The sequence below is a fragment of the Flavivirga rizhaonensis genome (genome assembly GCF_004791695.1).
In the GTDB taxonomy this organism is placed as follows: Bacteria; Bacteroidota; Bacteroidia; order Flavobacteriales; family Flavobacteriaceae; genus Flavivirga; species Flavivirga rizhaonensis.
On record NZ_SRSO01000077.1, the window covers coordinates 1 to 606 of the forward strand.

At 33.0% G+C, this 606-nt stretch carries 1 pseudogene; it reads right to left on the bottom strand.

The features are described 5' to 3' along the window. Window positions 1–401: 401 nt before the first annotated feature. Window positions 402–606: pseudogene (locus EM932_RS21010) on the bottom strand (hypothetical protein); the annotation flags it as partial.

Below are 606 nucleotides of genomic sequence, written 5' to 3' on the forward strand. Positions count from 1 at the left end.
CAAAATGGGTAATCAATAGCTCTGGCAAGAGAACTTTCAGTAGGTCAATATATGGATCCAATCTTCTTTTTTTTACAAAAATATCATTCTACTTTGAATTCACACACAACTTTTGGGATTGATCCATAAAAATGAAGTATTTCATTTTTGTTTTAATAGTTGTTGTTCTTCAAATTAAAGTATTTTATAATCTGAATAATTAACATTTAAGAGACTTTAACAACCGTTTTAATGAACTCTTAACATTATAATATAACGTGAGCTCAATATATTAAAACTTAACAATCAGTTGTTTAATTGTTTTAATAAAGAAACTATGTCATTCCGAATGCTACGGAGAGTAAAATATATTTTACTTGAACGTATATAGCGTAGCTATTGAGGAGCCTGCCTGCCGGAAGCTACGGTGTACCCACATCTTTTATGAGTTTAGTTCCTTCTATTATATATGATAATCTATCCAAACCTCGTTTTAAAGTAATCACGCCAGGCGGTCCTTGTGAGTCATAGCCTTTCCATCCACCGATCCGTCCAACAACCCAAGCTGCCCACTTTGTTCGTTGGGGCTTATGGTGGTTTTGAAGTTTAATACTTTTTCCTTGTAAT